Raw genomic sequence first — 565 nt, 5'->3', positions numbered from 1 at the left:
GGTAGAGCAATGGATTGAAGCTCCATGTGTCGGCAGTTCGATTCTGTCCCGCGCCATAAAAATTATGCGGGTGTAGTTTAGTGGTAAAACCACAGCCTTCCAAGCTGTTGTCGCGAGTTCGATTCTCGTCACCCGCTTATATATAGTAATCTATAACATGGAGAAGTACTCAAGTGGCTGAAGAGGCGCCCCTGCTAAGGGTGTAGGTCGCGAAAGCGGCGCGAGGGTTCAAATCCCTCCTTCTCCGTTTTTTGACCCGTTGGTCAAGTGGTTAAGACACCGCCCTTTCACGGCGGTAACATGGGTTCAAATCCCGTACGGGTCACTTTAATAATTATCGCGGGATGGAGCAGTCTGGTAGCTCGTCGGGCTCATAACCCGAAGGTCGGAGGTTCAAATCCTTCTCCCGCAATTATGGTCCTATGGTGTAGGGGTTTATCACGCCTGCCTGTCACGCAGGAGATCGCCGGTTCAAATCCGGCTAGGACCGTAACTTTTAAATATTATTTTTGTGGGTCAAAGTCAAATCGTATTGATGGAGATCTTGGCATCACCTTTGGGTGGT

5 tRNA genes are annotated in these 565 nt (G+C 49.6%); all 5 read left to right on the top strand.

What is annotated here, in order from left to right:
* The first annotated feature begins 66 nt into the window (after positions 1 to 66).
* The 5 genes from FC81_RS09460 to FC81_RS09440 all read left to right on the top strand — a co-directional run bounded on the left by FC81_RS09460 (position 67) and on the right by FC81_RS09440 (position 490).
* Positions 67 to 137: transfer RNA gene (locus tag FC81_RS09460), tRNA-Gly, on the top strand.
* Positions 138 to 159: 22 nt separating this feature from the next.
* Positions 160 to 247 (top strand) — tRNA-Ser (locus FC81_RS09455).
* Between the two features lie 6 nt (positions 248 to 253).
* Positions 254 to 325: transfer RNA gene (locus FC81_RS09450), tRNA-Glu, on the top strand.
* Between the two features lie 13 nt (positions 326 to 338).
* Positions 339 to 412: transfer RNA gene (locus FC81_RS09445), tRNA-Met, on the top strand.
* Positions 413 to 416: 4 nt separating this feature from the next.
* Positions 417 to 490, top strand: a tRNA-Asp gene (locus tag FC81_RS09440).
* Positions 491 to 565: the final 75 nt, after the last annotated feature.

It is taken from the genome of Liquorilactobacillus capillatus DSM 19910 (assembly GCF_001434915.1).
Classification (GTDB): Bacteria; Bacillota; Bacilli; order Lactobacillales; family Lactobacillaceae; genus Liquorilactobacillus; species Liquorilactobacillus capillatus.
The sequence above is the reverse complement of the archived record's forward strand: the minus strand, read 5'-3'. Positions and strand labels throughout refer to the sequence as shown.